We start from the raw sequence: 22,336 nt of genomic DNA, 5'->3' as shown, positions 1-22,336 counted from the left end.
GATGGGCAGGAATGACCACGACCGCGAGATGCCGCGGGGCCGGCGCGGGCCGAGTCAGTAGCGGCGGAACCAGAGGTTGACGGCGTAGTCGACGCCTGTCGCGTCGGGGTGCTCGGCCAGGATCAGGTCGGCGTGCTCGGGCGCGAACTCGATCCCGACGACCGCCTCGAAGTCCTCGCGCGAGTCGAAGTCCCACCGGATGTCGAGGCGCTCGCGCGACCAGCCCTGGCGCTCCCAGAACCGCTCGACGGCACGGGGGTCGTAGCTCGGCAGGGCACGCCGGAACCACGTGCCGAACGTCGAGCGGGTCGCGTCGTTGTCGATGACGAACGCCGCGCCACCCGGCCGCATGATCCGGTCGAGCTCGGCGAGGCCGGGCTCTGACCCCGGCCCGAAGAAGTAGGACCACCGCGCGTGCGCGACGTCGAACGAGGAGTCCGGCACACCGACCGCCGCCGCACCCTCCTCCCGGACCGACGCGTTCGGCAGGTCCGAGACCCGCTGCGCCGCAAGGTCGGCCAGCGGAGGGTGCGGTTCGACCCCGACGACGGAGCGCGCCGTGGCGGCGAACATCGGCAGGTGGAAGCCCGTGCCGCAGCCGATGTCGACGACGTCGCGGTCGGACCACTCGAGGACCGAGCGCATCGCGGCCTCGATGACGTGGTTGCGGTCGACGCCTTGGTTCTCGACCTCGTAGACGTCGGGGCTCTCCCAGATGTTGGGGGAGGGGATGACCTCGCTCACCGGGAGCCCTCGGTCCCGGTCGCGGGCGGCCGCGGGGCCGGGCGCAGCCGCCCGCCCTGGGCGTCGAGCGTCGCGGGGTGGACGAGCAGGGGGAGCAGCTTGCGGACGCCGCGGGCGCGGACGGCCTTGACCTGGGCGAGGTGTGCCTCGGCCCGGATGACGAGCTCGGCGTAGGCCTCCGGGCCCATGAGCTCGACGAGCTCGGCCTCGTTGGAGCGGTAGACCGGCTCGCGGCCGACGTGCGCCTCGGGGTTGCCCGAGCAGTACCAGTCGAGGTCGTGGCCGCCCGGGCCCCAGCCGCGCCGGTCGTACTCGGTGATCGTCACCTCGAGGTAGCTGCTGTCGTCGGGCAGCTCGACGGTGCGGAAGGTGCGGCGGATCGGCAGCTGCCAGCACACGTCGGGCTTGAGGGTGTGTGGCTGGACGCCGGTGAGGACCGCGTGCTGGTGCAGCGCGCAGCCGGCGCCCGCGGGGAAGCCCGGGCGGTTGAGGAAGATGCAGGCACCGTCGACGACCTTGGTCTTGCGCGCGCCGTCCTCCTTCTCGGTCCAGTCGTCCTTGCTGCCGCCGGCGGTGCCGACCGAGTGGTACTGCCACTCGTCCTCGCCGAGCTCCTCGACGGCGCGCTCGACGCGCTTCCAGTCGTCCTTCTCGGTGAAGTGGGCTCCGAGCGTGCAGCAGCCGTCGTCGGGCCGGTCGGCGTAGATGCCGTGGCAGCCGGAGCCGAAGATGCACGTCCAGCTGCTGGTGAGCCACGTGAGGTCCATGCGGAAGCGCTGGTTGGCGTCCGCCGGATCGGTGAACTCCACCCAGACGCGAGGCAGGTCAAGGGGTGCTTCGGCCACCGGCACACCTTATGCCGCCCACCCGAGGATGCCCACGGCTAGTCTGGCCAGTGGGCGTCCAGGTCGCCTCCGGTGCGCGGGAAGGGGCTCAGCCTCCCTGGTGGTGGCACCTGCTCCGCACCGCCGACCTCCTTTCGGCCCCGACGCGCACCCCGGGCACACGAGAGGAGGCCGTCATGGCCCTGTCCCTGCCCGCCAACCCCGACCTCGAACGTCTCCGTCGCGACGCGCGGCGCCTGCAGCAGGCCGTCCGGTCCGCCCGGCCCGACGCGCTCGAGCACGTCGCGCGGCACCATCCAGCGGGAGCCCCGGACGACCCGGGGGTGTTCGCCCTCGCCGACGCCCAGCGGGTGCTGGCCCGCACGTACGGGTTCGCGAGCTGGCCCCGGCTGCGTGCCTACCTCCGCGCGGCCGCGCCCCTGAGCCGCGACCCGGGGGCGCTCGACCCGACCGCGGCCGATGTGGCGGCCTCCCAGGACGGATCCCCCTCTGCCGTGGCCGCGCTCGCGTGCCTGACCTACACCGAGCGCGACGAGCCCGAGCGGTGGGCCTCGGCGGCGCGCCTGCTCGACGCCGACCCGACGCTGGTGGCTCGGGACGTCGTCGTGGCGGCCGTCGCCGGTGATCCGGACGCGCTGCGCACCCACCTGGCGGCGGACCCCGCGGTGGCCACCCGCGAAGGCGGTCCTTTCCGCTGGCCGCCGCTGCTCTACCTCGTGTACTCCCGTGTGCCGCAACACGATCCGGTCGCAGCTGCACGGCTGCTGCTCGACGCCGGGGCCGACCCCGACAGCGGCTACCTGTGGCAGGGGCTGCCGACGGCTTTCACCGCCCTCACGGGCATCTTCGGCGAGGGCGAGTCGGGCCCGGCGCGCCAGCCGCGTCACCCGCAGTGGCGCGCACTCGCCGAGCTGCTGCTCGAGCGCGGCGCCGACCCGAACGACCGCCAGGCCCTCTACAACCGGATGTTCAACCGCGACGACTCCCACCTCGAGATCCTCCTGCGGCACGGACTCGGCCACCCCGCCGCGGAGGTCTGGGCGCGCCGCACCGGCGAACCGGCTGAGACGATCGAGGAGATGCTCGCCCGACAGGTCGACTGGGCCCGCGGCCACGGCTTCGAGGGCCGGCTCGGCCTCCTCGTCGCGCACGGGCTCGCCGACCCCTCGGTGACGGCGAACCTGCCGCCGGCGCAGGTGCCGGGCGGGCGCACCGCGCTGCACGACGCCGCGTTCATGAACGACGTCGAGCAGGTGCGCGTGCTCCTCGACGCCGGCGCCGATCCGGAGGCGCGCGACGCCGTGCACGGCACGCGTCCGTTCGAGTGGGCGGTGTGGGCCCGCGCCGAGGACGCGGCGGCGGTGCTGCGCGAGGTCACGACCGACGTCGCGGACGCGGGCTAGCGTGGACGCATGACACCGAGGGCCGAGGACGCGGCGCCCGCGCGTGGCCGTGGGCGGCGTCCGGGCGGCGTCGACACGCGCGCCGCCATCGTCGACGCGGCTCGTCGGTCGTTCGCCGCCCATGGTTACGACAAGGCGAGCCTGCGCGGGATCGCCCGGCAGGCCGGCGTCGACCCGGCTCTCGTGCACCACTACTTCGACGGCAAGGCGGCGCTCTTCGCCGAGACGCTGTCGATGCCGGTCGACCCCGCCCGGCTCGTCGAGCGCATCGTCGCCGGGGGTCCCGAGGGCGTCGGGCGCCGCGTCATCGAGACGTTCCTGTCGGTGTGGGAGCCGGGGGACCGGCGCGACGCCCTCGTGGCCCTGGTGCGCTCGGCCATGACGAGCGAGGACGCGGCCCGGGTGCTGCGCGAGTTCCTCGGCCGGGAGGTCTTCGGCCGGGTCGCCGGGGCGTTCGGCTCGCCCGACGTCCAGCTGCGGGGTGGGCTGGTGGCCTCGCAGATCGTCGGACTCGTCGTCATGCGCTACGTGCTGCGGATGCCCGGGATCGCCGAGGCGAGTCCCGAGGAGCTCGTCGAGCGGCTCGCCCCGGTCATCGAGCACCACCTGCTCGCTCCCGCACCGGCGGTCGAAGTGGTCGAGGTGGCCGAGGTCGTTTACACGCCGGGGCCCGCGGAGTAGATTTCATCACATGGTGAATATCTCGACGGGTCCCGCGGTCGTCGTCCACGGCCTGCGGGTCGTGCGCGGCAAGCGTCTCGTGATCCCCGACCTCGAGCTCGAGGTCCCGGCCGGCGAGGTCGTCGGCCTGCTCGGCCCGTCGGGGTCGGGCAAGTCCACGCTCATCCGGTGCATCGTCGGCGTCCAGATCATCGAGTCGGGCACCGTCACCGTCCTCGGCCACCCGGCCGGCTCCGCGCCGCTGCGCGACGACGTCGGCTACGTCACCCAGGACCCCAGCGTCTACTCCGACCTCACGGTGCGCGAGAACGTCGCCTACTTCGGCCGGGCGGTGGGCCTGCGCGGCACCGAGCTGCGCGACGCCGTCGACCGCACCCTCGTCGAGGTCGACCTCACCTCGTACGCCGGCCAGCTCGTCCGCGACCTCTCGGGCGGCCAGGAGTCGCGCGTGTCCCTCGCGGCCGCGCTCGTCGGACGCCCGACGCTCCTCGTCCTCGACGAGCCCACCGTGGGGCTCGACCCCGTGCTGCGCCGCGACCTCTGGAACCTCTTCCGCCACCTGGCCGAGGCCGGGCACTCGCTCATCGTCTCGAGCCACGTCATGGACGAGGCGACCCGCTGCGACCGCCTCGTCCTGCTCCGCGAGGGCCGCGTGCTCGCCGACGTCACGCCCGACGAGCTGCTCACCCGCACCGGAGCCCCCGACGCCGACGCCGCCTTCCTCGCGCTCATCGACGCCGAGGCCGCGCGGGAGAGGAGCGCATCGTGAACCCCGCACTGTCCCTCGTCACGGCGGGCCGGGTGCTGCGCCAGGTGCGCACCGACCACCGCACCGTCGCGATGATCCTCGTCGTGCCGTGCGTCCTGCTCGGCCTGCTCGCCTGGATCTACAACGGCACCCCGGTCTTCGACAACATCGGGCCGGCTCTGCTCGGCATCTTCCCGATGATCGTCATGTTCATCGTCACCTCGATCGCGACCCTGCGCGAGCGGCAGTCGGGCACGCTCGAGCGGCTGCTCACGACGCCGCTCGGCAAGGGCGACTTCATGCTCGGCTACGGTCTCGCGTTCGGTGCCCTCGCCGTGGTGCAGGGCGTCGTCGCGACGGCGTTCGCCGTGTGGGTCTGCGGCCTGAGCGTCGCCGGGTCGGTGGGGCTGCTGCTCGTCGTGGCTCTCGCCGACGCCGTGCTCGGCACCGCGCTCGGGCTGCTCGCGAGCGGGTTCGCCCGCACCGAGTTCCAGGCGGTCCAGTTCATGCCGGCCTTCGTGCTGCCGCAGATCCTGCTCTGCGGGCTCCTCGTGCCGCGCGACGAGCTGCCGACGGTGCTGTCGTGGCTGTCCGACCTGCTGCCGCTGTCGTACGCCGTCGACGCGATGAACGCCATCACCTCCAGCGCCGACGGCACGGCCGACGCGGTCCGGGCCCTCGGCGTCGTCGTCGCCTTCATCGTCGGCGCCCTCGCGCTCGGCTCGCTCACCCTGAGCCGCCGCACCGCCTGACCTGCGCACTCCTGACCCGCCGCACCACCCGTTGGGTCGAGTGGCCGGATCGAACCCCGAAAACCGTCTCCACAGGCCGTTTCCCGGGTTGGGTCCGGCCGCTCGGCCCGTCGACCGGTGGGTGGGCGCCCCCGGGAGGGGAGCCCCGGCGCCGTTAGGGTGAGGTCATGCGTCTGGGCGTCGTCGACATCGGGTCGAACACGGTCCACCTCCTCGTGGTCGACGCGCACCCCGGCGCCCACCCGCTGCCGGCCTTCTCGCACAAGACCGAGCTGCGCCTGTCCGAGAGCCTCGATCCCGAGGGCACAGTCGACGACGCCGTGGCCGACCGGCTCGTCGCGTTCATCACCGAGTGCCTGGAGGTGGCCGAGGACCAGGGCGTCACCGACCTGTTCGCCTTCGCGACCTCCGCGCTGCGCGAGGCGCCGAACGGCGAGGCCGTCCTCGAGCGGGTCCGCGCCGAGACCGGCGTCGACCTCGATGCCCTCAGCGGCGTCGACGAGGCCCGCATGACCTTCCTCGCCGTGCGTCGGTGGTTCGGGTGGTCCAGCGGCCGCGTGCTGCTCGTCGACATCGGCGGCGGTTCGCTCGAGCTCGCCGTCGGGCTCGACGAGGAGCCCGACGTCGCGCTCAGCCTGCCGCTGGGCGCCGGACGCCTCACGCGCGAGCAGCTGCCGGGTGACCCTCCTGACCCCGACCTCGTCCGACGCGTCCGTTCGGGCATCCGCGCGACGCTCGGCGAGCACGTACGCCCGCTGCTGACCGGTGGGGTCCCCGACCGGGTCGTCGGCACGTCGAAGACGATGCGCTCGCTGGCCAGGATCGCCGGTGCGGCTCCCCGTGCCGACGGCCAGTTCGTGCCCCGCGAGCTGACGCGTGACGACCTGCGCGGCATCGTCGAGCAGCTCACCGGTCTGCCGGCCGCGGCTCGCGCCGAGCTGCCCGGAGTGTCGGAGGGCCGGGCCCGCCAGCTGCTGGCCGGCGCGCTCGTCGCCGAGGCCGCCCTCGACCTGCTGCAGGTCGAGCGGGTCGACATCTGCCCGTGGGCGCTGCGCGAGGGCCTCATCCTGCGCCGGCTCGACCACCTCGGTGGATGACGTCGGGCATGGCCGCATGAGCATCCGCATCGGGCTGTCGACGTCGTCGGTGTACCCCGGCAACGCCGCCACCGCGTTCGCCACGGCCGACCGGCTCGGTTACGACTCGGTCGAGGTCATGGTGTGGACCGACCCGGTGACCCGCGAGCCCGGCGCGCTGCGGGCCCTCTCGGAGCTGCACGGGCTGCCGATCGCCTCGGTGCACGCGCCGACGCTCCTTCTGACACAGCGGGTCTGGGGCCCTGACCCCTGGACGAAGATCGACCGCTCCATCGACCTCGCGCTCGAGGTCGGTGCGCCGGTCGTCGTGCTGCACCCGCCGTTCCGGTGGCAGAGGGACTACGCCGAGCAGTTCGTCGACGGCATCGCCGAACGCGAGACCGCGAGCGGCATCCGCCTGGCCGTCGAGAACATGTACCCGTGGCGCACCGCCGGCCGCGAGGTGCTCGCCTACCTGCCGCACTGGGACCCCGTCGAGCAGCCGTACGACAGCGTCACGATCGACCTGTCGCACACGGCCACCGCCGGGTCGGACGCCGTCGCCATGGTGAGCGCGCTCGGCGAGCGGCTCGCGCACCTGCACCTCGCCGACGGCCTCGGCTCGTTCAAGGACGAGCACCTCGTGCCTGGCCGCGGCGGCCAGCCGTGCGTCGAGGTGCTCGAGCTGCTCGCCGACTCCGCCTGGTCCGGCGACGTCGTCGTCGAGGTGTCGACGCGCAAGCTGTCCCAGGACGCACGTGAGGTCGACCTCGCCGAGGCGCTCGCCTTCGCCCGCCTCGCCACCGCGCCGACGCGGGGTGCGAGCCGCATCTGACGCCTGCGCGTCGGGACCCGTTGCGCTGCAACGGAGCCCGGAGCTCGTTGCCCGAGTGGCCCGCGTCAGGAGCCGGTGTACCCGCGCGGTCGCACGCTGATGCTGTCGACGTTGGCCCGCGGACCGGCCTCGAGCGCGAGTCGCACCGCCGCCACGACCGACTCGACGTCGAGGTATCGGTCCGCGTCGTACTGGCCACGCTCGAACGACACGAGCTCGTGCTGCATGTCGGTGTCGACGCGTCCGGGGTGCACCGACGTGACGCGCACGCCCTTGCCGCGCTCCTCCTCACGCAACGCGTCGGTCAGCGCCCGCAGCGCGAACTTCGATGCGGCGTAGGCGCCCCCGCCGGCGTAGCTGGCGAAGCCCGACCCGGAGTTGACGGCCACGACGCGGCCCTGCGCGGCCCGCAGGGCGGGCAGCAACGCCTGCGTGACAGCCGCGACGGCGACGACGTTGACGGTCAGCGACTCCATCCACTCCTCGACCGACGTGTGGGCGACGGTGCCGCTGCGCAGGACGCCGGCCGAGTGCACCAGGACGTCGACGCGTGGGTGGCGTGCCGCGAGGTCGGTCAGGGCTTCGTCGAGCGAGCCGCCGGGCACGCAGTCGGCGAGGTCGGCGACCAGTCCCTCCCCGGAAGGCAGCTCGCGCACCACGCCCGCCACCGACTCGGCGCTACGACCGCCGACGACCACGTGATGCGTCGCCGCGAGGTCTCGGACGACGGCGAGGCCGATGCCTCGGGTGCCACCGGTGACGACGGCGACGGGGCGGGATGCATCGGGCTGGCTCATGCGGCCACCCTAGGCCGACCCCGAGAGGACCGCGGCTCAGGCCAGGCCGAGCGCGTGCGCCTCCTCCCAGAGGTCGTCGCGAACCCGGGGGTGGGCGCAGTTCTCGATGATGTCGTGGCACTGCTCGCGCTCGCTGCGCCCCCAGAGGGACGCGACGCCGTGCTCGGTGACGAAGGCGCTCTGCTGGAAGCTCGTGACCGGCTCGTCGACGAGCGGCACGACGGTCGAGCAGTCGGCCTTGGGGTGCCAGGAGCGCAGCGCGATGAACGACTGGCCGCCGGGGGAGTGCAGCGCCCCGACGATGAAGTCGGTCTGCCCGCCGAACCCGGAGTGGATGCGGGCGTTGATCCGCGAGGCGTTGGCCTGCCCGAAGAGGTCGACCTCGAGCGCCGTGTTGACGGACGTCATCTGCCGCTGCTGGGCGATGAGGCCGGGGTCGTTGGTCTTCTCGGTGCGCAGCATCCGCACGCGGGGACTGCGGTCGAGCCAGTCGTAGAGGTCCTGGCTGCCGAAGACGAACGAGGAGACGAGCGGGTGGTCGGGGTCGAGCGCGCCCGCGGCGTCGAGGGCGAGGACGCCGTCGGAGAACATCTCGGTCCACACCCGTAGGCCACGCCGGGCCACGAGGGCCGCGAGGGTCGCGTCGGGCACGGCGCCGATGCCGAGCTGCATCGTGGCGCCGTCGAGCACCTTGGCGGCCACGATCTGCCCGATGGCGGCGCTGTCGGCATCGGGCGGCACCGGCAGGTGCGAGGCCAGCGGGGCGTCCACCTCGATCGCGAGGTCGACGTGCTCGACCGGCACCTGCGCGTCGCCGAAGGTGTAGGGCATCCGCGGGTTGAGCACCGCGACGACGAGCCCGCCCCGCGCCCGGCACGCCTCGATGGCCGCCGGCAGCACGTTGACCTCGAGGCCGAGGCTCACCTGGCCGTCGACGGGTGGCGCGCAGTGCGCGAGCACGACGTCGGGCGGCAGCGAGCGCTTGTAGAGCAGCGGCACGAGCGAGAGGCGAGACGGCACGTAGCGCAGGCGCGGGTGGTGCCGCATCCCCGGACCGACGAAGCACGTCTCGACCGTGACGCCGTCGCGGTCGGGAAGGCCCTTCGGGGCGTTGAGCGCGTGGAGGACGTAGGCCGGCACGGCCTCGTCGACCGCGGCCACGGCCTCGAGCGGGATGGCCATGTTGCCGCTCGTGACGATGCGCGGGTTGTCCGGCAGGCCACGGAGCCGCTTCTGGAGCTCTTCGACGGTGACGATCTGCACGCTTCCATCCTGCCGCCGAGTTCGCAGCGGCAGGCGGCGAACCGCGCAGTGGCACCGTGAGATCGGTCTCGTGCCGGCGCTACGGGGCGATCAGCCGGCCGGAACGGCGGACCGGACGGTCAGCTGGCCTTGCGCGACGCCTTCTTCGTCGCGGCCTTCTTCGTCGTGGACGTCTTCTTGGCGGCCGTCTTCTTCGCCGCCCTCTTGGCGGCGGTCTTCGCGGCGGCCTTCTTCGCCGGCTTGCCGGACGCGTCGGCGCCCTCCTCGGCGCCCTCCTCGGCGACCGAGCCGTCGGACGCGCCCGACCCGCCGCGCGCCGCCTTGGCCTTGTCGACGCTGCGCTGAAGGGCCGCGAGCAGGTCGACGACCTCGGTCTCCTCCTCGGCGCGCTCCGGCGTCTCCTTGAGCTCGCCGCCCTCGATCTTGGACGACACGAGCGCCTCGACGGCCTCGGAGTAGTCGTCCTCGAACTCGTCGGGCTCGTAGTCGCCCGAAAGCGAGTCGACGAGCGAGGCCGCCATCGCCAGCTCCTTGGCCGTCGCGTGCGTCTCCTCCGAGAGCGACTCGAACTCGGGGGCGCGCACCTCGTCGGCCCACAGCATGGTCTGCAGCACGATGACACCCTCGCGCACCCGCAGCACGGCGAGCGTCATGCGGGTGCGGATCGACACGGTGACGAGCGCCATCCGGTCGGCCTTCTCCAGCGCGTCGCGGAGCAGGACGTAGGGCTTGAGGCCGGTCTTGTCGGGCTCGAGGTAGTAGCTCTTGTCGAACAGCAGCGGGTCGATCTGCTCGGACGGCACGAACTTCTCGATCGAGATCTCCTTGGAGGAGCGCGACGGAAGGCTCTTCATGTCCTGGTCCGACAGCACGACCATCTGGCCGTCGGAGGTCTCGTATCCCTTGGCGATGTCCGAATACGGCACTTCCTCGCCGTCGATCGCGCAGACGCGCTGGTACCGGATTCGCCCACCGTCCTTCTCGTGGACCTGTCGGAACTGCACGTCGTGGTTCTCCGTGGCCGAGAAGAGCCGGACCGGCACATTCACCAGTCCGAACGACACGGCGCCCTTCCAGATGGCTCGCATGGGAACAAGAATGCACCCATGCGCCCCATGCTCGCGACGCCCGCGTCGGTCATTCCGACCGGGGAGCAGTGGCGGCACGAGGTGAAGTGGGACGGAATGCGCGTCCTCGCCGACGTCTCCGACGGGCAGGTGCGCCTCTTCTCGCGCACCGAACGCGACGTCACCGTCGCCTTTCCCGAGCTGCACGGCCTCCACGCCGAGTACGCCGACATGCTCCTCGACGGCGAGATCGTCTCTATGCGCGACGGGGTGCCCTCGTTCGCCGCGATGGCCGAGCGCTTCCACGTCACCGACGCCCGACGCGCCGCTCGGCTCGCCGAGGCGGCGCCGGTGACGCTGATGGCCTTCGACCTGCTGCGCCTCTACGGCGTCGACCTGCTCGGCCGGCGGTGGAGCGAGCGTCGGGCCACCCTCGAGCGGCTCGAGCTGTCGACGCCGCGCTGGCAGACACCACCGACGTTCACCGACGGGGCGGCCCTCCACGCCGCGACGCGTGAGCAGGGCCTCGAGGGCATCGTGTCCAAGCGCGTCGACTCCCCGTACGTGCCCGGGGTCCGCTCGCCGTACTGGCTCAAGTCCCCGCACCGCGGCACCGTGTCGGTCGTCATCGGCGGCTGGCGTCCCGAGATCGGGGGCGCCGGCGCGCGTCGGCTCGGTGCGGTGCTCGTCGGAGTCCCCGGGCCCGGTGGGCTGCGCTACCTCGGACGCGTCGGCTCGGGCCTGGCCGGACGCGTCGGCCAGACGCTGCTACGCGACCTGACGCCGCTGGCGTCGGGCGAGTCGCCCTTCCTCACCGAGGTGCCGCGCGAGGACGCCGACGGCGCCACGTGGGTGCACCCGGTGCTCGTCGCCGACGTCCAGTCGCTCGGGCTGAGCAGCCAGGGGCGGCTGCGCCAACCGGCGTTCAAGGGCCTGCGCGCCGACCTGACGCCGGGCGACGTCGACGACCATGCAGAGGGGGAGTGATGGCCTACGTGCCGCCGAAGGTCACGGTGGAGGTCGACGGGCGACGGATGCGCCTGTCGAGCCTCGAGAAGGTGATGTACCCGGCCACCGGGACGACCAAGGCCCAGGTGCTCGACTACTACGCGCGCGTCGGGTCGGTGATCCTGCCGCACCTGCGCGACCGTGCCGTCACCCGGATCCGCTTCCCGCACGGCGTCGGCGACATGCAGTTCTTCGAGAAGAACATCCCCGCGGGCACCCCGTCGTGGATCCGCCGCGCGGGCCGCGACCCCGTGTTCCCGCTCATCGACGACCTCGCCGGCCTGACGTTCTTCGCCAACCTCAACTCCCTCGAGCTGCACGTGCACCAGTGGCGCTACGAGGGGGAGGGCCGCGACGCCGTCGCCCTGAACCCGGACCGGCTCGTCATCGACCTCGACCCCGGTCCGGGCACCGGCCTGCGCGAGTGCGCGACCGTCGCGTTGATCGTGCGCGAGCGGCTCGGTGCCATCGGCCTGGACACGGTGCCCGTGACGAGCGGCAGCAAGGGCCTGCAGCTCTACGCGGTGCTGCCCGGCGAGCACACGAGCGACGCGATCCGTGACACGGTGCAGCAGCTGGCCCAGGAGCTGAGCAAGAAGCACCCCGACCTCGTCGTGTGGAAGATGGCCAAGGAGCTGCGCCCAGGCAAGGTCTTCCTCGACTGGAGCCAGAACGTCGCGGCCAAGACGACGGTGTGCCCGTACTCGCTGCGCGGACGCGAGGCCCCGACGGCGGCCTGCCCCCGCTCGTGGGGGGAGGTCGAGGCCGGCGCCGAGGGCGGCACCTTCGAGCAGCTGCGGATGGAGGAGGTCGTCGACCGGGTGGCCTCCGACGGCGACCTCGCAGCCTCGATCACAGGCGCCTGACGCGTCGGGCCGGTACGCACGAGGGCCCGGCACCGTGCGGTGCCGGGCCCTGCTGGTGCGACCGGTGTCAGTGCGCCTTGTCGTAGGCCTCCTGGACCTCGGCCGAGATGCGGCCGCGGTCCGAGACCTGGTGCCCGTTGGCCCGGGCCCACTCGCGCACGGCGGCGAGGTCGCGCTTGGCGCCACCGCCGCTGCTGCGGCGCTTCGTCGTCGAGCGCGCGCCGCCGCTGCGGCGGGCGTGACCGACCCACGAGGCGAAGTCGTCGCGCAGCTTCTTGGCGTTCTTGTCGGACAGGTCGATCTCGTACGTCACGCCGTCGAGGGCGAACGTCACCGTCTCGTCGGCGTCACCCTGGTCGATGTCGTCGATGAGTCTCACTTCGACACGCTGAGCCATGTTTCTCCGTCTGCAGAAGGGGTGGTGATGGAGGGGAAAGGCGCGCCCATCGGACAGATCATCGGACAGATCATGGGATGGGCGGGATCAATTTACCGCTCTTTCCCCGGAAATGCATTTCCCTCGGAGAATTCGCGGTCGCGCCGGAGAGAAATTGTCCGGGCGTGACCTTTTCGGTGTCCCCGTCGTTCTGTGCGGGGGGCGTGTGCCCGAAAGCGATTCGGGCCGCCGACGTTCTCGGGCATTCGCCCGTCAAAGGGCCTCAGTGCCCCGCGGTGTCGCTTCCCGAGCCGTCGCCGCCGCGTGAACCATTCACGGCGCGGGGGGCGTCGGCGGAAATGTCCGTCGTGGTCGCCTCGTCACCGGCGGGCTTATTCGCCTGTTCGCGGCGGTCGTGCTCGGCCTCCCATTTCGCCTGGGCCAGTCGCTCGCGGCGGTCTCCCTCGAGAATGGTCTTGATGACGAAATAGAACAGCGCGGCCACTCCGACCGTCGGCACGATCGCGAGCACGTAGGGCATGACCGACTCCATGCCTCCAGTCTCGCACGCACACGGGACGCCATTCCCGGCGCCGTCGGCGGGGGCTGCGGGGCGATGTCGGTCCCGGGCCCTACGGTCGTCGCCATGGCTTCGAGGACCGCGACGAGATCGTCCGCGTCGGGGCGGCGCGCCCCCGGCTACCGCTGCGCCGAGTGCGGCTGGACCACCGTCAAGTGGGTCGGCCGCTGCGGCGAGTGCCAGGCGTGGGGCAGCGTCGGAGAGGTCGGCGCCACCACCGCCCGCACGGCCCCCGCGTCCGTCGTCGACCCAGCGCCGCGCATCGGCGACGTCGATGTCACCCGGGCCGCTGCGCGTCCCACCGGCGTCGCCGAGTTCGACCGCGTGCTCGGCGGCGGTCTCGTGCCCGGGGCCGTCGTCCTCGTCGCCGGCGAGCCGGGTGTCGGCAAGTCGACGCTGCTGCTCGACGTCGCCGCCCGCGCCGCCCGCACCGGTGCCGACGTCCTCTACATCAGCGGCGAGGAGTCGGCGGCCCAGGTCCGCGCGCGGGCCGGACGCATCGAGGCCCTGGCCGACACCCTCTACCTCGCGTCCCAGACCGACCTCGGCACCGTCCTGGGCCACGTCGAGGCGCGCGCCCCCCAGCTGCTCGTCGTCGACTCCGTCCAGACCATCGCCAGCGCCGACGTCGAGGGTCAGCCCGGCAACGTCTCGCAGGTCCGCGAGGTCGCAGCCAGCCTCATCCAGTCGGCCAAGTCGCGCGGCATGGCAGTGCTGCTCGTCGGCCACGTCACCAAGGACGGCTCGATCGCCGGGCCGCGCGTCCTCGAGCACCTCGTCGACGTCGTCGTCCAGTTCGAGGGCGACCGCCACTCGCGGCTGCGCCTCGTCCGGGCGGTCAAGAACCGCTACGGCCCCACCGACGAGGTCGGCTGCTTCGACCTGTCCGACGTCGGCATCGTCGGCCTGCCCGACCCGAGCGGGCTGTTCCTGTCCAGCCGAGACCACGCGGTCGCGGGCACCTGCGTCACGGTCACCCTCGAGGGGCGCCGCCCGCTCGTGGCCGAGGTGCAGGCGCTCGTCGCGCCCTCGCCACTGCCCTCGCCGCGTCGTACCTCGAGCGGCCTCGACGCCTCGCGGCTCGCCATGATCATCGCCGTCCTCGACAAGCGCGCCGGTGCGCCGGTCGGCTCCCGCGACATCTTCGCCGCCACGGTGGGCGGCGTCCGCATCACCGAGCCGGCCGCCGACCTCGCCATCGTGTGCGCCGTCGCGTCGTCGGTCGTCGACCAGCCGCTGGCACCGGACGTCATCGCCCTCGGCGAGGTCGGGCTCGCCGGAGAGGTCCGCCGCGTCACCGGCCTCGACCGGCGACTGTCCGAGGCGGCGCGCCTCGGGTTCCGCCACGCGCTGGTGCCCGCGGGCAGCCTGGCCGACACCACGGTGCCGCAGGGCATCCGGGCGGTCGAGGTCTCCGACGTCCCCCGCGCCATCGAGGCCATCGGACGCCTCGCCGGTGCCCGGACATCCGGCACGCATGCCCTCGGCACCGTCTAGACTGCGACCGACCGGGGTCGACGCGCTGGGCTCGCCCCCTGCTGACAGGGACGTGATGGACCGGAACGACGAGCTGCTGCTCCGCGCGGCCCTCGCCGCTGTGGCCCCGGGCACCGAGCTGCGGGACAGCCTCGAACGGATCCTCCGCGGCCGCACCGGCGCGCTCATCGTCCTCGGCTTCGACCGGGTCGTCGAGTCCATCTGCACCGGCGGCTTCGCCCTCGAGGTCGAGTTCTCCGCCACCCGCCTGCGCGAGCTGTGCAAGATGGACGGCGCCGTCGTCCTCGACCGCGAGGGCGCGCGCATCGTCCGGGCCGCCACGCAGCTGGTGCCCGACTCGAGCATCGAGACCACCGAGTCCGGCACCCGCCACCGCACCGCCGAGCGGGTCGCCAAGCAGACCGGCTTCCCCGTCATCTCGGTGAGCCAGTCGATGGGCGTCGTCGCGCTCTACGTCGGCGACCTCCGACACGTCATCGAGGGCTCGCCCACCACGCTCTCGCGCGCCGACCAGGCCCTGCAGACCCTCGAGCGCTACAAGGCCCGCCTCGACGAGGTCACCGGCACGCTGTCCGCGCTCGAGATCGAGGACCTCGTCACGATCCGCGACGTCACCGCGGTGCTCCAGCGCCTCGAGATGGTGCGGCGCATCTCGGCCGAGATCCAGGACTACGTCGTCGAGCTCGGCACCGACGGCCGCCTGCTCAGCCTCCAGCTCGAGGAGCTCGTCGGCGGCCTGGGCAACGACCGGGAGCTCGTCATCCGCGACTACCTGCCGGCCACGAAGTCCGGCCTGACCCTCGACGAGGCCCTGGCCAACCTCGAGGCGCTCAACTCCGTCGAGCTGCTCGACCTGCCCGCCGGCGCCCGGGCCGTCGGGTTCTCCGTCGTCGGCGACAGCCTCGACGCGCCGGTCAGCCCCCTCGGCTACCGCCTGCTCACCAAGGTGCCGCGGCTGCCGAGCGCCATCGTCGAGCGCCTCGTCACGCACTTCGAGTCGCTCCAGCGCCTCCTCGCCGCCGGCATCGAGGACCTCATGCTCGTCGAGGGCGTCGGCGAGGGCCGGGCGCGCGCCGTCCGCGAGGGCCTCTCGCGCCTCGCCGAGTCGAGCATCCTCGAGCGCTACGTCTGACCCACGCGTCCGGCGTCCGTGGCGGCGCCTACGATGCCGCCGTGCCCATCCGTCCCACCCCGCCCTCCTCACCCGTCGCCACGCCGCTGCTCCACGAGCGCGTCAACGCCTGGTACGCCGAGGCGGGTAGGCAGGAGCTGCCGTGGCGGGCCCCGGACTGCAGCCCCTGGGGGGTGTTCTTGTCCGAGGTGATGTCCCAGCAGACGCCGCTCGCCCGGGTCGAGCCGATCTGGCGCGAGTGGATGGACCGCTGGCCGACGCCCGGCGCACTCGCGGCGGCCGCGCCCGGTGACGCCGTCCGCGCGTGGGGCCGGCTCGGCTACCCGCGCCGGGCGCTGCGCCTGCACGAGGCCGCCACCGCGATGGTCGACCGGCACGGCGGCGAGGTGCCCGGCACCCCCGCCGAGCTGCTCGCCCTCCCGGGCGTCGGGGCCTACACCGCGGCCGCCGTGTCGTGCTTCGCGTTCGGTCTGCCCGAGGTCGTCGTCGACACCAACGTCCGACGCGTCCTGGCCCGGGCCGTCGAGGGCAAGGCCTTCCCGAACCTCACGCTCAACCGGGCCGAGGCGCGCCTCGCCGCCGACTCGCTGCCGGCCGACCGCGACACCGCCAACACGTGGAACGTTGCCGTCATGGAGCTCGGCGCGCTCGTGTGCGTGGCGCGCGCTCCGCGCTGTGACGAGTGTCCGGTGGCCGACCTCTGCGCGTGGAACCTCGACGGCCGCCCGGCCTACGACGGCCCGCCGCGGCGAGGTCAGGCCTGGCACGGCACCGACCGCCAGGTGCGCGGCGAGCTGCTGCGCCGGCTGCGCGACCGGCACGTCGACCTGCCCCTGGCCGACCTCGCCGACAGCGGGCCCGACGCCGGCCAGGTGATGCGCTGCCTCGACTCGCTCGTCGCCGACGGCCTCGTCGAGCCGCTCGGCGGCGACCGCTACCGCCTCCCCGCCTGAGCGGCACGACCGGCGGACCGAGCCCCTGGCTCCCTGGCTCCCCTGTCGAGTGAGCACCGTGTCCCACGCGTCACACGGCGCTGTGGCTGGAGTGACGGAGTGCTCACTCGATGTGTCGAGGTGGCCGCGCAGGCCCCCTGTGGGTCGGCCGCACTTCGGGGCGGGCGGGGCTCAGAGGTTGCCGAGCACGCGGTCGACGGCGATCTCGACGACGACCCGTTGCGGGTTGGCGCGGGGCTCGCGGTAGCGCTCGGAGTAGCGGCGCTCCGCGTCGGCCACGGCCGCCGCGCCGTCGAGGACGCGGGTGCTGCCTTCCAGGGTCAGCCAGTGGCGTCCCTCCACCTGGCAGACCGCGGCCCTGCCGCCGCGCGCGGCGTTGACGGCCTTCTGGCTCGTCCGGCTCGTGATGACGCGGGCGACGAATGCCTCTGTGTCCCAAGTGAACCCGACCGGCGTCACGTGCGGTGAGCCGTTGCGGCGCTGGGTCGTCAGGGTGGCCAGGTGCCTGACCCTGAGGAACTCGAGGGCCTCGGGGGAAAGATCGCGTGGTGACCGGGACATGAGCACACCTCACCACATCGGAGCGCAGGCGGAGGCGCCCTCGCGTGCGCGTCGGGCGTCCCCGTTGCCGAGTCGGGGCCCGACTTGTAACGTGGCCCCTCGTGCCTCCGGCCGGGGCGCAGGGGGAGCGAGAGGGGGAGCGGCGACGATGGCGACCTTCTGGCTGCTCGTCCGAGCCGGCTTCCGGCGCCACTCGACCTACCGGCTCGCGCTCCTGGCCGGCATGACGACGAACTCGGTCTTCGGGCTGATCCGCGCCTCGATCGTGCTCGCAGCGGTCGCGTCGGCCGGTTCGGCCATCGGAGGCTACGACGCCCCGACCGCCGTCGCGTTCGTGTGGTGGGGCCAGGCACTGCTCGGCACCGTCAACCTCTGGGGCTTCCAGGAGGTGGGGCAGCGGGTCCGGACCGGCGACATCGCCATCGACTTCCTGCGCCCCCTCGACCCCCAGTACGCCTATCTCGCAGCCGATCTCGGGCGGGCCGGCATCAACCTCATCGCGCGCGGCGCCCCCGCGCTGCTCGTCGGTGCGCTCCTGTTCGACATGGCGTGGCCGCCGGGGTGGCTGGGGTGGGTCGCCGGCATGGTGTCGGTGGCGCTCGCCGTCGTCGTGGCCTTCGCGGGCAGCTTCGTCGTCAACCTCCTCGCCTTCTGGCTCGTCGAGGTGCGGGGCATCCGGCTGCTCTACATGATCTTCGGCGGCCTGCTCTGCGGCCTCTACGTGCCGGTGCCGTGGTTCCCGGACTGGCTGCGGACCATCGCGCAGTGGTCGCCGTTCCCCTCGATGCTCCAGAACCCCATCGACATCCTCGCCGGGCGCGTCACGGGTACCCAGGTGCTGCCGACGATCGCGAGCCAGGTGTTCTGGGCGGTCGCCCTCGTCGCCCTCGGTCAGGTGGTCATGCGGGCCGGCCGCCGCAGGCTGGAGGTGCAGGGTGGCTGACCCGATGACCGTGCCCGGGCCCGTGCGTCGTCCGGACGCGACGAGCCTCGCGAGTCTTCGCGAGCGGCTGCGCCCGTACCGCGTCCTGCTCGCCTCACGTGCCCGCGCCCAGATGCAGTACCGCACCTCGTTCGTCACCGACGTGCTCGGGACGCTCGGGGCGGGTCTGGCCGAGTTCGCCGAGGTCTGGGTCATCTTCCACAACGTCGACGTGCTCGGCGGCCTCGACTTCACAGCGGCGCTGCTCGTCTTCGCGCTGTCGAACCTGTCCTTCGCGCTGGCCGACATGGTCGTGGGCCACCTCGACCAGCTGCCCACCTACATCCGGGCCGGACAGGTCGACGCGTTCTACGTGCGACCGCTGCCGCTGCTGGCCCAGCTCGTGACGAGCGACCTGTCGCTGCGTCGGGTCGGGCGCATGTCGGTGGCCGTCGTGGCGCTCGTTGTCGCGCTGACGACGGCGTCGGTCTCGTGGTCGTGGGCCACCGTCGCCCTGCTCGCTCTCACCGTCGTCAGTGGCACGGCGATCTTCTCGGCGCTCTTCACGGCCGCGGGCGGGCTGCAGTTCTTCCTCGTCGACGGCTCGGAGTTCACCAACGCGTTCACCTACGGCGGGTCCTACGCCGCGCAGCAGAGCCAGCAGGTGTTCCCGAACCTGCTGCGGATCTTCTGGACGTTCGTCGTCCCCACGGCGTTCGTGGCGTACGTGCCGGCCGTGGCGATCCTCGACCTACCGGGCGACCCGTTCGTGCCGACGTGGCTCGCCTGGTGCACGCCGCTCGCCGCAGTGTTCGCGTGGGCCCTCGCGGCACTCTGCTGGCGCATCGGCACCCGGCACTACGAAGGAGCAGGCGGATGAGCATCATCGAGACGCGCGACCTCGTGCGCGACTTCAAGCGGATCCGTGCGGTCGACCGCATGTCGTTCACGGTCGAGGCGGGCGAGTCGGTCGGCTACATCGGCGCCAACGGCGCCGGCAAGTCGACGACGATCAAGATGCTGACCGGCATCCTCAAGCCGACGTCCGGGCACGTGAGCACGTGCGGCTTCGACCCGATGCGCCAACGGGTCGAGGTCGCCCGACGCGTCGGCGTCGTCTTCGGCCAGCGCTCCCAGCTGTGGTGGGACCTCCCGCTGCGCGAGTCGTTCACGATCCTCGCCGCCATCCACCGGCTCGAGGACGCGCACGCCCGGGCCCGCACCGACCTGCTCGTCGAGCAGCTCGAGATGGGGCCGCAGCTCGGCACCCCGGTGCGCTCCCTGTCGCTCGGCCAGCGGATGCGTGCCGAGATCGCTGCGGCCCTGCTCCACTCGCCGGACCTCCTCGTGCTCGACGAGCCGACCATCGGCCTCGACGTCCTCTCGAAGCAGCGGCTGCGCGAGTTCCTCGTCGGCGAGCGGCGCGAGCGCGGCACGACGCTGCTGCTGACGACCCACGACATGGGCGACATCGAGCGTCTCTGCGACCGCGTGCTCGTCGTCGACCACGGCCGGCTCGCCTTCGACGGCGACCTGCCGGGCCTGGCCGCGACGGTCGGTGCCCAGCGGCTGCTCGTGCTCGACCTCGCCGAGCCGACGCCCGACCTCACGGACGTTCCCGGTGCGACGCTCGTCGCCAGCGAATCCGAGGGCCTGCGCCAGCGGCTGTCCTTCGATCCGGCCACCACGACGGCGGCCGCGGTGCTCGCGCACGTGTCGGCGCGCCACGACGTCCGCGACCTCACGATCGAGGAACCGGACATCGAGGACGTCGTGCGCCGCCTCTATGCCGCCTCCGGCCGCACCTGACCCGGCCTTGACGCTCACCCCAGAATCGAAAGAGCAGTTCGAACTGCTCTCTCGATTCGTGCGGGGCAGCGGCGCGCGCGGCCGGGCACCCCCGGCATCGACAGCGGTCGGAATGGTTTCTCGATGCGTGCAGGACGGGCGGGGGAGTCAGGCGGAGGGGCGGCTGTGCGCCAGCATCCGCGTCGTCGAGATGAGGACGGCCACGAGCACGATCGCCGCGAACACGACGAGCACGTCGGGCGCGGGGAACCACGTCAGCGCGACACCTGCCGCGATGACGGGCACCGTGATCCCGGCGTACGCGGCGAGGAACATCCCGGCGAGGGTCTCGCCGCGCCGCCCGGCGGAGGCCAGCGTGCCCGCCGTCGTCAGGGCGAGGTTGAACACGAGCCCGACGCCCGCCCCGGCCAGGATGCCGGAGACGACGAAGACGGCGAGAGTGGCCGTCCACGCACCGATGCCCACGAGCACGAGGCCGGAGGTCATGAGCACCATCCCGGCGCGCAGTCTCAGGCGCACGTCCCGCCGGCCGAGGACGACCTGCGACACGGCCGAGGCGCCGATGACGCCGAAGACGATGGAGCCGGTGACGAGTCGCGAGTGCACGCCGAGCGTCCCGCCGACGAAGCTCGCCGTGAGCGAGGTGAACAGCCCGAGCACCGAGAAGGCCGCGGCAGCGGCCACGGCGGCCGCCGAGAACTCGGCCCGCACCTGCGATTCGACCGCGACGCGCTGGGGCCGGTAGGCCGGGCGCGGTCCGCGACGCTGCACCGTCTCGGGCGCGAGCAGGAGGGCGCCGAGAGCCGGGAGCAGCAGCACGACCCACACGGCGTAGGGCAGCACGAGCGGGGCGGGCAGCCACTGCGTCAGCACCCCCGCCACGAGCGGCCCGAGGGCGAGGCCGCCGGTGTTGACGGCGCCGGCCACGACCGAGGCGAAACCGGAGTCGCTGCCCGGCCGCCCGACGGCGTGCAGCTCGGCCAGGTGGGCGGTGGCCGTGGCGGTGACCGCCCCGATGCCCAGGCCGCACAGGAAGCGGGCGACGAGCAGGCTCGTCGTGTCGTGGAGGAGCACGAACAGCACGGCGCTCACGAGCTCGACCCCAGTGGCGGCGAGCAGCACCCGGCGCCGGCCGAGGTAGTCGCTGACGTGCCCGACGAGGTAGAGGCCGGCCATCACCCCGAAGCCGTACGCCGCGAAGACGACGGTGATGACGAAGGTGGGGAAGCCGTCGAGGCGCTGGTAGAGCGGGTAGAGCGGCGTCGGCAGGGTCGTGAAGGCCATCAGCACGAGGAAGGCGCCCACGACGACCCAGAAACCGCGGCGGTGCCGTGCCTCGTGGCTCGCGTCGGTCCGCGACGCGGCGGGCGAGGAGGGCGCATGGGACGCGTGCGGCGTCAGGGAGGTGGACGACAGAGCCATGGGTCCAGCCTGCGCCTGGGACATTGATCGTGTCCAACGACGAATGCTGGTCACACTCATCGACAGATTCGATGGATGATGGGCAGATGGAGACGCGTCATCTCGAGTTCTTCGTCGCCGTGGCCGACGAGCTGAGCTTCACCCGCGCCGCAGAGCGCGTCCAGGCCGTGCAGTCGACGGTGTCGGCCGGGATCCGCGCCCTCGAGCGCGAGGTGGGCTCGGCCCTCTTCGACCGGTCGACGCGCCACGTGTCGTTGACGCCCGCCGGCCGGGCGCTGCTGGCGCAGGCCCGGACGGCGGTGGCCGCCGTCGAGGAGATGCGCACGGTGGGTGCGCGCTCACGCGGCCAGGTGCGCGGAGCGCTGCGGATCGGCATGATCACCAACCTCGAGTCCCTCGGGCTTCCGGCCGTCGTCGGTGAGTTCCACCGCACCTACCCCGACGTGGAGCTGTCGCTGCGGACGTCGCCCCGTGGGTCGACCGGCCTGCTCGACGACGTGCGGCGCGGGCGGGCCGATGTCGCGTTCTGCGGTCTGGCGGTCGCCGAGCTCGTCGGGGTGCACGTCCGGGTGCTGCGTCGCCAACCGTTCGTCGCGCTGCTGCCACCCGGTCACCCCCTCGAAGGGGCGGACCGGGTGTCGGTCCGGGGCCTGCTGGGCGACGACTTCGTCGAGATGCCGAAGGGATTCGGCAACCGGCGCATCGTCGACGACTGGCTCGCGGAGCAGGCCCTGGCCCGCCGGGTCACCATGGAGGTGCCCGACCTGACCACGGTGCCCGACTACGTCTCGGCGGGTCTCGGCGTCGCCGTCGTGCCGGCACAGGCCGCACAGCCCACGCCGTCTGCGCACCCCGGCACTGGGCCGACCGTCGTGCCGCTCGTCGAGCCGCTCGTGTGGGAGCTGAGCGTCATCGCGCGCGAGCAGGGCCGGTCCCCGGCCGTCGACGCCCTGCTCGAGCACCTCGGGAGACGGTTGCCGGGAGGCGAGGTCTCCTGAG

The 22,336-nt window shown here is 72.9% G+C and carries 24 protein-coding genes; 15 read left to right on the top strand and 9 right to left on the bottom strand.

Annotation, left to right across the window (positions count from 1 at the left end):
- Positions 1–54: 54 nt before the first annotated feature.
- Positions 55–744, bottom strand: coding sequence for a class I SAM-dependent methyltransferase (locus AC3A5R_RS12730; protein ID WP_487621120.1), 690 nt, complete (start codon positions 742–744; stop codon positions 55–57).
- Positions 741–1,589 carry a DUF3109 family protein gene (locus AC3A5R_RS12725; protein ID WP_487621119.1) on the bottom strand — a complete coding sequence of 283 codons (849 nt, stop codon included), beginning with the start codon at positions 1,587–1,589 and terminating at the stop codon, positions 741–743. Before AC3A5R_RS12725 ends, AC3A5R_RS12730 begins: the two co-directional genes overlap by 4 nt.
- Positions 1,590–1,765: 176 nt before the next feature.
- Here AC3A5R_RS12725 and AC3A5R_RS12720 point away from each other — a divergent pair, with 176 nt between their 5' ends.
- The 6 genes from AC3A5R_RS12720 (at position 1,766) to AC3A5R_RS12695 (ending at position 7,084) form a co-directional block, all read left to right on the top strand.
- Entirely contained in the window at positions 1,766–2,992 is a 1,227-nt protein-coding gene (locus AC3A5R_RS12720; protein WP_487621118.1) for an ankyrin repeat domain-containing protein, read from the top strand.
- A gap of 9 nt (positions 2,993–3,001) precedes the next feature.
- The gene (locus AC3A5R_RS12715) at positions 3,002–3,673 is read left to right on the top strand and encodes a TetR/AcrR family transcriptional regulator (RefSeq protein WP_487621117.1); all 672 of its coding nucleotides are present in this window, start codon (positions 3,002–3,004) and stop codon (positions 3,671–3,673) included.
- 10 nt (positions 3,674–3,683) lie between these two features.
- Entirely contained in the window at positions 3,684–4,442 is a 759-nt protein-coding gene (locus AC3A5R_RS12710; RefSeq protein ID WP_487621116.1) for an ABC transporter ATP-binding protein, read from the top strand.
- Positions 4,439–5,173, top strand: coding sequence for an ABC transporter permease (locus tag AC3A5R_RS12705; RefSeq protein ID WP_487621115.1), 735 nt, complete (start codon positions 4,439–4,441; stop codon positions 5,171–5,173). Before AC3A5R_RS12710 ends, AC3A5R_RS12705 begins: the two co-directional genes overlap by 4 nt.
- Positions 5,174–5,340: 167 nt before the next feature.
- Positions 5,341–6,270: a Ppx/GppA phosphatase family protein gene (locus AC3A5R_RS12700; protein ID WP_487621114.1), complete on the top strand. Its 930-nt coding sequence runs from the start codon at positions 5,341–5,343 to the stop codon at positions 6,268–6,270.
- A gap of 16 nt (positions 6,271–6,286) precedes the next feature.
- Positions 6,287–7,084, top strand: a complete 798-nt coding sequence (locus tag AC3A5R_RS12695) for a sugar phosphate isomerase/epimerase family protein (protein WP_487621113.1) — start codon at positions 6,287–6,289, stop codon at positions 7,082–7,084.
- A gap of 65 nt (positions 7,085–7,149) precedes the next feature.
- Here AC3A5R_RS12695 and AC3A5R_RS12690 read toward each other — a convergent pair whose 3' ends face one another.
- The 3 genes from AC3A5R_RS12690 to ku form a co-directional block, all read right to left on the bottom strand.
- Complete coding sequence (locus AC3A5R_RS12690; protein ID WP_487621112.1) at positions 7,150–7,881, bottom strand: SDR family oxidoreductase; 732 nt, start codon at positions 7,879–7,881, stop codon at positions 7,150–7,152.
- A gap of 36 nt (positions 7,882–7,917) precedes the next feature.
- Positions 7,918–9,144 carry an acetyl-CoA hydrolase/transferase family protein gene (locus tag AC3A5R_RS12685; RefSeq protein ID WP_487621111.1) on the bottom strand — a complete coding sequence of 409 codons (1,227 nt, stop codon included), beginning with the start codon at positions 9,142–9,144 and terminating at the stop codon, positions 7,918–7,920.
- A gap of 119 nt (positions 9,145–9,263) precedes the next feature.
- Entirely contained in the window at positions 9,264–10,232 is a 969-nt protein-coding gene (ku, locus tag AC3A5R_RS12680; RefSeq protein ID WP_487621110.1) for a non-homologous end joining protein Ku, read from the bottom strand.
- Positions 10,233–10,250: 18 nt separating this feature from the next.
- Here ku and ligD (AC3A5R_RS12675) point away from each other — a divergent pair, with 18 nt between their 5' ends.
- Positions 10,251–11,198, top strand: a complete 948-nt coding sequence (gene ligD / locus AC3A5R_RS12675) for a non-homologous end-joining DNA ligase (protein ID WP_487621109.1) — start codon at positions 10,251–10,253, stop codon at positions 11,196–11,198.
- A complete protein-coding gene (gene ligD / locus AC3A5R_RS12670; protein ID WP_487621108.1) occupies positions 11,198–12,085 on the top strand; it encodes a non-homologous end-joining DNA ligase in 888 nt (295 codons plus the stop codon). The genes ligD (AC3A5R_RS12675) and ligD (AC3A5R_RS12670) overlap by 1 nt, the downstream gene beginning before the upstream one ends.
- A gap of 67 nt (positions 12,086–12,152) precedes the next feature.
- On the opposite strand, the gene AC3A5R_RS12665 is transcribed toward ligD (AC3A5R_RS12670), so the two are convergent.
- Both AC3A5R_RS12665 and AC3A5R_RS12660 read right to left on the bottom strand, forming a co-directional pair.
- Complete coding sequence (locus tag AC3A5R_RS12665; RefSeq protein WP_487621107.1) at positions 12,153–12,482, bottom strand: histone-like nucleoid-structuring protein Lsr2; 330 nt, start codon at positions 12,480–12,482, stop codon at positions 12,153–12,155.
- Positions 12,483–12,744: 262 nt separating this feature from the next.
- Positions 12,745–13,014 carry a hypothetical protein gene (locus AC3A5R_RS12660; protein ID WP_487621106.1) on the bottom strand — a complete coding sequence of 90 codons (270 nt, stop codon included), beginning with the start codon at positions 13,012–13,014 and terminating at the stop codon, positions 12,745–12,747.
- Between the two features lie 93 nt (positions 13,015–13,107).
- On the opposite strand from AC3A5R_RS12660, the gene radA reads away from it, so the two are divergent.
- The 3 genes from radA to AC3A5R_RS12645 are packed head-to-tail and all read left to right on the top strand — an operon-like array spanning position 13,108 to position 16,623.
- A complete protein-coding gene (gene radA, locus AC3A5R_RS12655; RefSeq protein WP_487621105.1) occupies positions 13,108–14,538 on the top strand; it encodes a DNA repair protein RadA in 1,431 nt (476 codons plus the stop codon).
- A 55-nt stretch (positions 14,539–14,593) separates the two neighbouring features.
- Positions 14,594–15,670, top strand: coding sequence for a DNA integrity scanning diadenylate cyclase DisA (gene disA, locus AC3A5R_RS12650; protein WP_487621104.1), 1,077 nt, complete (start codon positions 14,594–14,596; stop codon positions 15,668–15,670).
- Positions 15,671–15,711: 41 nt separating this feature from the next.
- The gene (locus AC3A5R_RS12645) at positions 15,712–16,623 is read left to right on the top strand and encodes an HhH-GPD family protein (RefSeq protein ID WP_487621103.1); all 912 of its coding nucleotides are present in this window, start codon (positions 15,712–15,714) and stop codon (positions 16,621–16,623) included.
- Between the two features lie 171 nt (positions 16,624–16,794).
- Here AC3A5R_RS12645 and AC3A5R_RS12640 read toward each other — a convergent pair whose 3' ends face one another.
- Positions 16,795–17,184 carry a PPOX class F420-dependent oxidoreductase gene (locus AC3A5R_RS12640; RefSeq protein ID WP_487621102.1) on the bottom strand — a complete coding sequence of 130 codons (390 nt, stop codon included), beginning with the start codon at positions 17,182–17,184 and terminating at the stop codon, positions 16,795–16,797.
- A gap of 148 nt (positions 17,185–17,332) precedes the next feature.
- Between AC3A5R_RS12640 and AC3A5R_RS12635 the strand changes: the two genes are divergently transcribed.
- The 3 genes from AC3A5R_RS12635 to AC3A5R_RS12625 are packed head-to-tail and all read left to right on the top strand — an operon-like array spanning position 17,333 to position 19,915.
- Positions 17,333–18,127 carry an ABC transporter permease gene (locus tag AC3A5R_RS12635; protein ID WP_487621101.1) on the top strand — a complete coding sequence of 265 codons (795 nt, stop codon included), beginning with the start codon at positions 17,333–17,335 and terminating at the stop codon, positions 18,125–18,127.
- Positions 18,120–18,986, top strand: a complete 867-nt coding sequence (locus AC3A5R_RS12630) for an ABC transporter permease (RefSeq protein WP_487621100.1) — start codon at positions 18,120–18,122, stop codon at positions 18,984–18,986. The genes AC3A5R_RS12635 and AC3A5R_RS12630 overlap by 8 nt, the downstream gene beginning before the upstream one ends.
- Positions 18,983–19,915: an ABC transporter ATP-binding protein gene (locus AC3A5R_RS12625; protein ID WP_487621099.1), complete on the top strand. Its 933-nt coding sequence runs from the start codon at positions 18,983–18,985 to the stop codon at positions 19,913–19,915. The genes AC3A5R_RS12630 and AC3A5R_RS12625 overlap by 4 nt, the downstream gene beginning before the upstream one ends.
- 147 nt (positions 19,916–20,062) lie before the next feature.
- Here the strand turns inward: AC3A5R_RS12625 and AC3A5R_RS12620 are convergent, their stop codons facing one another.
- Positions 20,063–21,337 (bottom strand): MFS transporter, encoded by a 1,275-nt coding sequence (locus AC3A5R_RS12620; protein WP_487621098.1) that lies wholly within the window; start codon positions 21,335–21,337, stop codon positions 20,063–20,065.
- Between the two features lie 86 nt (positions 21,338–21,423).
- Between AC3A5R_RS12620 and AC3A5R_RS12615 the strand changes: the two genes are divergently transcribed.
- Entirely contained in the window at positions 21,424–22,335 is a 912-nt protein-coding gene (locus AC3A5R_RS12615) for a LysR family transcriptional regulator (protein ID WP_487621097.1), read from the top strand.
- Position 22,336 lies beyond the last annotated feature (1 nt).

This window comes from Intrasporangium sp. Soil_C_50 (assembly GCF_057656595.1).
Note: the sequence above shows the minus strand (reverse complement) of the source record. Positions and strands in the feature narration are given on the sequence as shown.

Coding starts and splice junctions, on each gene's coding strand:
- AC3A5R_RS12720 (WP_487621118.1), top strand. CDS start 1,766: ATGGCCCTGTCCCTGCCCGCCAACCCCGACCTCGAACGTCTCCGTCGC.
- AC3A5R_RS12715 (WP_487621117.1), top strand. CDS start 3,002: ATGACACCGAGGGCCGAGGACGCGGCGCCCGCGCGTGGCCGTGGGCGG.
- AC3A5R_RS12710 (WP_487621116.1), top strand. CDS start 3,684: ATGGTGAATATCTCGACGGGTCCCGCGGTCGTCGTCCACGGCCTGCGG.
- AC3A5R_RS12700 (WP_487621114.1), top strand. CDS start 5,341: ATGCGTCTGGGCGTCGTCGACATCGGGTCGAACACGGTCCACCTCCTC.
- AC3A5R_RS12695 (WP_487621113.1), top strand. CDS start 6,287: ATGAGCATCCGCATCGGGCTGTCGACGTCGTCGGTGTACCCCGGCAAC.
- AC3A5R_RS12690 (WP_487621112.1), bottom strand. CDS start 7,881: ATGAGCCAGCCCGATGCATCCCGCCCCGTCGCCGTCGTCACCGGTGGC.
- ku (WP_487621110.1), bottom strand. CDS start 10,232: ATGCGAGCCATCTGGAAGGGCGCCGTGTCGTTCGGACTGGTGAATGTG.
- ligD (WP_487621109.1), top strand. CDS start 10,251: ATGCGCCCCATGCTCGCGACGCCCGCGTCGGTCATTCCGACCGGGGAG.
- ligD (WP_487621108.1), top strand. CDS start 11,198: ATGGCCTACGTGCCGCCGAAGGTCACGGTGGAGGTCGACGGGCGACGG.
- AC3A5R_RS12665 (WP_487621107.1), bottom strand. CDS start 12,482: ATGGCTCAGCGTGTCGAAGTGAGACTCATCGACGACATCGACCAGGGT.
- AC3A5R_RS12660 (WP_487621106.1), bottom strand. CDS start 13,014: ATGGAGTCGGTCATGCCCTACGTGCTCGCGATCGTGCCGACGGTCGGA.
- radA (WP_487621105.1), top strand. CDS start 13,108: ATGGCTTCGAGGACCGCGACGAGATCGTCCGCGTCGGGGCGGCGCGCC.
- disA (WP_487621104.1), top strand. CDS start 14,594: ATGGACCGGAACGACGAGCTGCTGCTCCGCGCGGCCCTCGCCGCTGTG.
- AC3A5R_RS12640 (WP_487621102.1), bottom strand. CDS start 17,184: ATGTCCCGGTCACCACGCGATCTTTCCCCCGAGGCCCTCGAGTTCCTC.
- AC3A5R_RS12635 (WP_487621101.1), top strand. CDS start 17,333: ATGGCGACCTTCTGGCTGCTCGTCCGAGCCGGCTTCCGGCGCCACTCG.
- AC3A5R_RS12625 (WP_487621099.1), top strand. CDS start 18,983: ATGAGCATCATCGAGACGCGCGACCTCGTGCGCGACTTCAAGCGGATC.
- AC3A5R_RS12620 (WP_487621098.1), bottom strand. CDS start 21,337: ATGGCTCTGTCGTCCACCTCCCTGACGCCGCACGCGTCCCATGCGCCC.
- AC3A5R_RS12615 (WP_487621097.1), top strand. CDS start 21,424: ATGGAGACGCGTCATCTCGAGTTCTTCGTCGCCGTGGCCGACGAGCTG.